This window comes from Pseudooceanicola lipolyticus, assembly GCF_002786325.1.
Lineage (GTDB): Bacteria > Pseudomonadota > Alphaproteobacteria > Rhodobacterales > Rhodobacteraceae > Pseudooceanicola_C > Pseudooceanicola_C lipolyticus.
This window is the reverse complement of sequence record NZ_PGTB01000191.1, coordinates 1-6,457: the sequence shown is the minus strand read 5'-3', so window position 1 is coordinate 6,457 and position 6,457 is coordinate 1. Positions and strand designations below refer to the sequence as shown.

Sequence of the window (6,457 nt, the reverse complement as noted above, 5' to 3'; positions counted from 1 at the left end):
GACCCAGCGCCAGCCCGCGCGCGGCCGAGACGGCGATGCGGATGCCGGTGAAGTTTCCCGGCCCGGTGCCGACGCCGATGGCATCCAGGTCACGCCAGCCCAGACCGGCCCGGTCCAGCATGTCCTCGAGCAGCGGCAGCAGCCGCTCGGCCTGGCCGCGGCTCATCGCCTCGGCATGGCTCGCCAGCAGGCGGTCGCCCGACAGCAAAGCGGCCGCGCAATGCGCGGCCGATGTGTCAAATGCCAGGATCGTGGGGTCAGACGCCAACCGGCCGCACCTCGGTCACTTCCGGGATGTAATGGCGCAGCAGGTTCTCGATGCCCATTTTCAGCGTCAGCGTCGAGGAGGGGCAGCCGGCGCAGGCGCCCTGCATGTGCAGGTAGACCACCCCGCGTTCAAAGCCGTGGAAGGTGATGTCGCCCCCATCCTGCGCCACGGCCGGGCGCACGCGGGTGTCCAGCAGCTCTTTGATCTGGCCGACGATCTCGGCATCCTCGCCCTCGTGGGCCGCATGGCCCGAGGTGGCCGAGTCGCCTTCCATCACCGGCAGGCCGGACTGGTAATGTTCCATCACCGCGCCCAGGATGGCGGGCTTGATATGGTCCCAGTCGACGCTGTCAGACTTGGTCACGGTCACGAAGTCATTGCCGAAGAACACGCCCTCGACACCGTCCACCCCGAAGATGCGCGAGGCGAGCGGCGATTTCTCGGCGGTGTCGGCCGAGGGGAAATCCGCGGTGCCGGCCTCCAGCACGGTCTGGCCGGGCAGGAATTTCAGGGTTGCGGGATTCGGCGTCGATTCGGTCTGGATAAACATGGTGCGCACCTCCGGGTGTCAGTAGGGCTGATATGCGGGCAGGGGGCTGGCAAGTCAAGGTTTAGAACAGTTCTAATCCGGGATCCATCATCTTTTGATCGGCAGAGGCGGCATGGCCAAAGGGGCAAGAATTATGGATAATTCTTGGCAAATTTGATCGATCAAATTTGTGCCGCGCCGGTGGTCAGGTGATCGCCTCCAGCTTCTCCTTGGACAGATCCCCCGGCACGATGGTGATCGGCACCGGCAGCGACCCGGCCGAGCGGCTGAGCTGGGTCACCAGCGGGCCCGGCCCCTTCTTGTCGGTTCCGGCGCCCAGCACCAGCACGCCGATTTCCGGGTCCGCCTTGATCTGCGCGATGATCTCGGGCACCGCGTCGCCTTCGCGGATGATCAGTTCCGGGTCGATCCCCTGCCGGTCGCGCATCCACTTGGCGAAGACCTCGAAATGCGCCTGGATCCGTTCGCGCGATTCCTCGCGCATGATGTCGCCGACGCCGATCCAGTGGTTGAATTCTTCCGGCGCGATGATCGACAGGATCGACACCCCGCCGCCGGTATGCGCGGCGCGCATCGCGGCAAAACGCATCGCGTTCAGGCATTCGCGGCTGTCGTCCAGCACGACGAGAAACTTGCGCATGGTGCGGCTCTCCCTGTTCTGCGGGATCATGCGTGATGGTCAGAAGGCGCACAATAGTTTGCTTTGCATCGCGCAGGCAAGGTCAGACTCTGTGTGCAAGGGTCTTGACGGCAGGGCGAAAGATCATGTTTCCGATCCAGCCGGCGACGGAAAGGACAAGTTGCAGGATTGCCGCGTAGATGATGGCGGCGGTGGCAAGGGCGGCGTCCGACAACCGCACCAGAGCGCGAAACACCCGTTGTTTTCCCAGGATGTCGAAGGTCGCCTGCGTCCGTGTTCCGGTGACGTCGGAAACGCGTGCAAGCCGTGCCGCATCCGCCGCGTCGTCGACATGGTTCAGCAGCAGCACACTGTCGGTCATGGAGGTGTTGCGCACCACTCTGCTGAGATCACCGGTGACCTTCTGCAGGCGGTCAAGCCGCGCGGTATCAACCAGCGCGCCGGTCGGCACCCGGCCCAGCAGCCACGGCCCGATCAACGACGGTTTCAAACCGATATTCAGCATCTGCAACAGGCCCGGCTTCACCCTCTTCAGACGATGGCCCATCCGCAGCAATGTCGTTCCGGCCTTGATCGTGATCGAGGTGCCGCCCGTCGCCACCACGGCACCGGTCGCGGCCAGTCCGACCACGGCCAGGGTCGCATCCAGCCGGTCTACCTCGTCTCCGGCCCACATCGCCATGCCGGCACGCCGCAGCGCGTTCACATCGCCCAGGGGCGTCAGTTCGAAGGGGATGCCGCAGGCCGCCATCAGACGTGGAGACTGGCATGTCCCGATATCGGCCATGCAGGCAACGCAGATGCCCGCCGTTGTCCCGATATCGGAATGTTCGGCGGTCAGCGCCTCGATCCGGGCCTGTTGATCGGCGGCCGGGGCGAGGCCCTGATCCTGCGCTATCAGAACCAGGGTTTCGACCCGGTCCAGATCGCCGGCCCCCAAGGCAAGGTCAAGTTCCTGCGCAACCCATTCCGGAGTGACTTGCAGCGCCAGCGCGCGTTCGATCGCGCGTTGCACCTGGGTATTCGTCGCCGCGACAAAGGGATGGGCAAACGGATTGTGCGACAGAGCCCAGAGCATGAGCGCCACGGTCGCCAGAAAGGGCGCGGCGCCAAGCGCCGCGCGCAGGACGGCCCGTACCGGGCCGCGCCGCCGGCTACTCTGCCGCTTCGGCATAGTCCTCCATCGGCGGGCAGATGCAGACCAGGTTGCGGTCGCCATAGACATTGTCGACCCGGTTCACCGGCGGCCAGTACTTGTCGACCCGGAAGGCGCCGGGGGGGAAACAGCCCTGTTCGCGGGAATAGGGGCGGTCCCAGTCGCGCACCAGGTCTTCCATCGTGTGCGGCGCATTCTTCAGCGGGTTGTTGTCGCGGTCGATGCGGCCCTCTTCGATGGCGCGGATCTCGTCCCGGATCGCCAGCATCGCATCGCAGAAGCGGTCCAGCTCGGCCTTGGTTTCGCTTTCGGTCGGCTCCACCATCAGGGTGCCGGCCACCGGCCAGCTCATCGTCGGGGCATGAAAGCCGCAATCGATCAGCCGCTTGGCGATGTCATCCACCGTCACCCCGGCGCTGTCGGCAAAGGGGCGGGTGTCGAGGATACATTCATGCGCCACCCGGCCCTGCTTGCCGCGGTACAGCACCTTATAGGCGCCTTCCAGCCGCTGGGCGATGTAATTGGCGTTCAGGATCGCCACGCGGGTGGCCTGGGTCAGCCCGGCGCCGCCCATCATCTGCACATAGGCCCAGGAGATCGGCAGCAGCGAGGGCGAGCCATAGGGCGCGCCCGAAACCGGCCCTTCCGCGCCGCCGGTCTGCGGGTGGCCGGGCAGATGCGGCACCAGGTGTTCCTTGACCCCGATCGGCCCCATGCCGGGGCCGCCGCCGCCATGCGGGATGCAGAAGGTCTTGTGCAGGTTCAGGTGGCTGACATCGCCGCCCAGGTCGCCGGGGCGCGACAGGCCGACCATGGCGTTCATATTGGCGCCGTCGATATAGACCTGGCCGCCGTGATCATGGGTGATCTGGCAGATCTCGCGCACGGTTTCCTCGAACACGCCGTGGGTCGAGGGATAGGTGATCATGCAGCCGGCCAGATCGGCGCTGTGCTTCTCGGCCTTGGCGCGGAAATCGGCGAGATCGATATCGCCGTTTTCGGCCGATTTGACCGCCACCACCTTCCAGCCGACCATCTGCGCGCTGGCCGGGTTGGTGCCATGTGCCGACATCGGGATCAGGCAGATATTGCGATGCCCCTGACCCTGCGCCCGATGCCAGGCGGCGATGGTCAGCAGCCCGGCATATTCGCCCTGGGCGCCGGAATTGGGCTGCATCGAAAACGCGGCATAGCCGGTGATGTCGCACAGCTTGGCGGAGAGGTCGGCGATGATCTCGGCATAGCCCTGGGCCTGGTCGGCCGGGGCGAAGGGATGCATCCGGGCAAAGTCGCGCCAGCTGATCGGTTCCATCTCGGCCGCGGCGTTCAGTTTCATCGTGCAGGATCCCAGCGGGATCATCGCCCGGTCCAGCGCCAGGTCGCGGTCGGCCAGGCGGCGCATATAGCGCATCATCTCGGTTTCGGCCCGGTTCATGTGGAAGATCGGGTGGTCGAGATATTTGCTGCTGCGGATCAGGGCGTCGGGCAGGCAGTATTCATGGGTGAAATCGGTGTCCTTCTTGTCGATGCCGAAGGCGGCCCAGACCTTTTCGATGGTGGCCGGACGGGTGCATTCATCCAGCGTGATGCCGACCTTGGTGTCGCCGACCCGGCGCAGGTTGATGCCCTCGCGCACCGCCGATTGCAGCACGCCGCGCTGTAGCAGGCCGACATCGACGGTGATGGTGTCGAAGAACTGCTCCGGCTCGACCTTGAAGCCCGCCGCCTGCAGCCCCTTGGCCAGGCGCACGGTCTTGCGGTGGATGCGCTGGGCGATGGCGCGCAGCCCCTCGGGCCCGTGGAAGACGGCATAGAACCCGGCCATCACTGCCAGCAGCGCCTGCGCGGTGCAGACATTCGAGGTGGCCTTCTCGCGGCGGATATGCTGTTCGCGCGTCTGCAGCGCCAGCCGGTAGGCGCGGTTGCCGTGGCTGTCGACACTGACCCCGACCAGCCGGCCGGGCATGGCGCGGGCATGGGCTTGTTTGGTCGCCATATAGGCCGCGTGCGGCCCGCCATAGCCCAGCGGCACGCCAAAGCGCTGGGTGGTGCCGACGGCGATATCGGCGCCCATCGCACCGGGTTCCTTCAGCAGGCACAGCGATAGCGGGTCGGCGGCGATCACGCCCACCGCCTTGGCCTCGTGCAGGGCGGCGATTTCCGGGGTGAAGTCGCGCAGATGCCCGTACGTGCCGGGATATTGGAAGATGGCGCCGAACACCTTGTCGGCCTCCAGCGCGTCGGGTGCGGCCACGATCACCTCGATCCCCAGCGGCGCGGCACGGGTCTGGATCAGCGCGATGTTCTGCGGATGGCAGTTCTCGTCGACGAAAAACGCCGTGGCCTTCGATTTCGCCACCCGCTGGGCCATGGTCATCGCCTCGGCGCAGGCGGTGGCCTCGTCCAGAAGCGAGGCATTGGCGATCTCCAGCCCGGTCAGATCGCTGACCATGGTCTGATAGTTCAGCAGCGCCTCCAGCCGGCCCTGGCTGATCTCGGGCTGATAGGGGGTATAGGCGGTGTACCAGGCCGGGTTTTCCAGGATGTTGCGCTGGATCGCCGGCGGGGTGACGGTGCCGTGATAGCCCTGGCCGATCAGCGAGGTCAGCACCTTGTTCTTCTCTGCCGTCTTGCGCATCAGGTAGAGCAGTTCGCGTTCCGACTTGGGTTTGCCGAAATCCAGCGGCTGCTCCTGCCGGATCGCCTGGGGCACGGTCTGGTCGATCAGCGCGTCCAGGCTGTCGACGCCCAGCACCTCCAGCATGTCCTCCATCTCGGCCGGCGAAGGGCCGATATGGCGGCGGTTGGCAAAGTCATAGGGCAGATAGTCGGTCGGTTTATAGCTCATGTCGGCTCCTGATCTCAGGGCTGTAGGTGGGCGAGCACGTTGATCAGCGTGCCCGCGGGGTCGCGGAGATAGAACCGCCGCGCCCCCCAGGGTTCGTCGGTCGGGCCGTATTCGGGGGCGTGGCCCAGGCTGCGGGCACGCGCGAGCGTGGCATCGAGGTCATCCACCTCGATCGACAGCGCCGGCACCGGCGTGTCCGAGCCGCCGTGGCGCATCGCCGAAATCTGCACCGGCTGGTCGCCACCGGCTAGGGTGACGATCCAGCCCATGTCCATCGCGGTGTCCAGCCCGAAGACCTGGCGATAGAAGCAGGCAACCCCGGCCGGGTCGTCGGCGCGGATATTGCTGACGATGCGGCGGACGGCCACGCCATCAGTCCCCGATAAAGTCCTTATAGGCGGCCTCGTCCATGTAATCGGCCATCGGCGACAGGTCCGAGGGCTTGATCTTGAAGAACCAGGCGTCGCCGGTCGGATCCTCGTTCACCAGTCCGGGGTTGTCGGTCAGCGCCGAATTGACCTCGACGATCTCGCCGTCAAGCGGGGCGAGGATGTCGGAGGCGGCCTTGACGCTTTCGATCACCACCACCTCGTCGTCCTTCGACACCTCGGTGCCTTCCTCGGGCAATTCGACAAAGACGATATCGCCCAGTTGTTCGGCGGCGTATTCGGTGATGCCCACGGTGATCAGTTCGCCGTCTTCCAACAGCCATTCATGTTCTTCAGTGTATTTCATCTGGGACTTTCCCTGTTGATTACCTTTTGAAATTCGCGGCCACGAAGGGCAGGGGCGCTACCGCCAGCGGCAGGCGCTTGCCGCGCAGCTCGCCGAACACGCGGGTGCCTTCGCTGGCCATCTCGGCGGGCAGATAGCCCATGGCGACGGGGCCGCCAACGGTGGGGCCGAAACTGCCCGAGGTGATCTGGCCGATCGGTTCACCGCCGGTTTCGGCGGCGAACAGCGGCACGCCCTCGCGCATCGGCGCGCGGCCCTCG

8 protein-coding genes are annotated in these 6,457 nt (G+C 65.8%); all 8 read right to left on the bottom strand.

The window, feature by feature from the left end:
* Nucleotides 1-268, bottom strand: a 268-nt coding sequence (gene tsaB, locus CVM52_RS22660; protein ID WP_100164637.1) for a tRNA (adenosine(37)-N6)-threonylcarbamoyltransferase complex dimerization subunit type 1 TsaB, incomplete at its 3' end; no start/stop codon positions are given.
* Nucleotides 258-818, bottom strand: a complete 561-nt coding sequence (locus CVM52_RS22655; RefSeq protein WP_100164636.1) for a NifU family protein — start codon at nt 816-818, stop codon at nt 258-260. The genes CVM52_RS22655 and tsaB, both read right to left, overlap by 11 nt.
* Nucleotides 819-1,002: 184 nt before the next feature.
* Nucleotides 1,003-1,458 carry a universal stress protein gene (locus CVM52_RS22650; RefSeq protein WP_100164638.1) on the bottom strand — a complete coding sequence of 152 codons (456 nt, stop codon included), beginning with the start codon at nt 1,456-1,458 and terminating at the stop codon, nt 1,003-1,005.
* Nucleotides 1,459-1,540: 82 nt separating this feature from the next.
* On the bottom strand, nt 1,541-2,632 hold the full coding sequence (locus CVM52_RS22645; protein WP_100164635.1) for a hypothetical protein: 1,092 nt from the start codon (nt 2,630-2,632) through the stop codon (nt 1,541-1,543).
* Nucleotides 2,613-5,462 carry an aminomethyl-transferring glycine dehydrogenase gene (gene gcvP, locus CVM52_RS22640; RefSeq protein WP_100164634.1) on the bottom strand — a complete coding sequence of 950 codons (2,850 nt, stop codon included), beginning with the start codon at nt 5,460-5,462 and terminating at the stop codon, nt 2,613-2,615. The genes CVM52_RS22645 and gcvP overlap by 20 nt, the downstream gene beginning before the upstream one ends.
* Nucleotides 5,463-5,476: 14 nt before the next feature.
* Nucleotides 5,477-5,830 carry a VOC family protein gene (locus tag CVM52_RS22635; RefSeq protein WP_100164633.1) on the bottom strand — a complete coding sequence of 118 codons (354 nt, stop codon included), beginning with the start codon at nt 5,828-5,830 and terminating at the stop codon, nt 5,477-5,479.
* Nucleotides 5,831-5,834: 4 nt separating this feature from the next.
* Complete coding sequence (gene gcvH / locus CVM52_RS22630) at nt 5,835-6,197, bottom strand: glycine cleavage system protein GcvH (RefSeq protein ID WP_100164632.1); 363 nt, start codon at nt 6,195-6,197, stop codon at nt 5,835-5,837.
* 19 nt (nt 6,198-6,216) lie between these two features.
* On the bottom strand, nt 6,217-6,457 hold a 241-nt coding region (locus CVM52_RS22625), incomplete at its 5' end, for a glycine cleavage T C-terminal barrel domain-containing protein (RefSeq protein ID WP_276308657.1).

Excerpts from the sequence above, each read along its gene's own strand:
- CVM52_RS22655 (WP_100164636.1), bottom strand. The coding sequence starts at position 818 with ATGTTTATCCAGACCGAATCGACGCCGAATCCCGCAACCCTGAAATTC.
- gcvH (WP_100164632.1), bottom strand. The coding sequence starts at position 6,197 with ATGAAATACACTGAAGAACATGAATGGCTGTTGGAAGACGGCGAACTG.
- CVM52_RS22650 (WP_100164638.1), bottom strand. The coding sequence starts at position 1,458 with ATGCGCAAGTTTCTCGTCGTGCTGGACGACAGCCGCGAATGCCTGAAC.
- gcvP (WP_100164634.1), bottom strand. The coding sequence starts at position 5,462 with ATGAGCTATAAACCGACCGACTATCTGCCCTATGACTTTGCCAACCGC.
- CVM52_RS22645 (WP_100164635.1), bottom strand. The coding sequence starts at position 2,632 with ATGCCGAAGCGGCAGAGTAGCCGGCGGCGCGGCCCGGTACGGGCCGTC.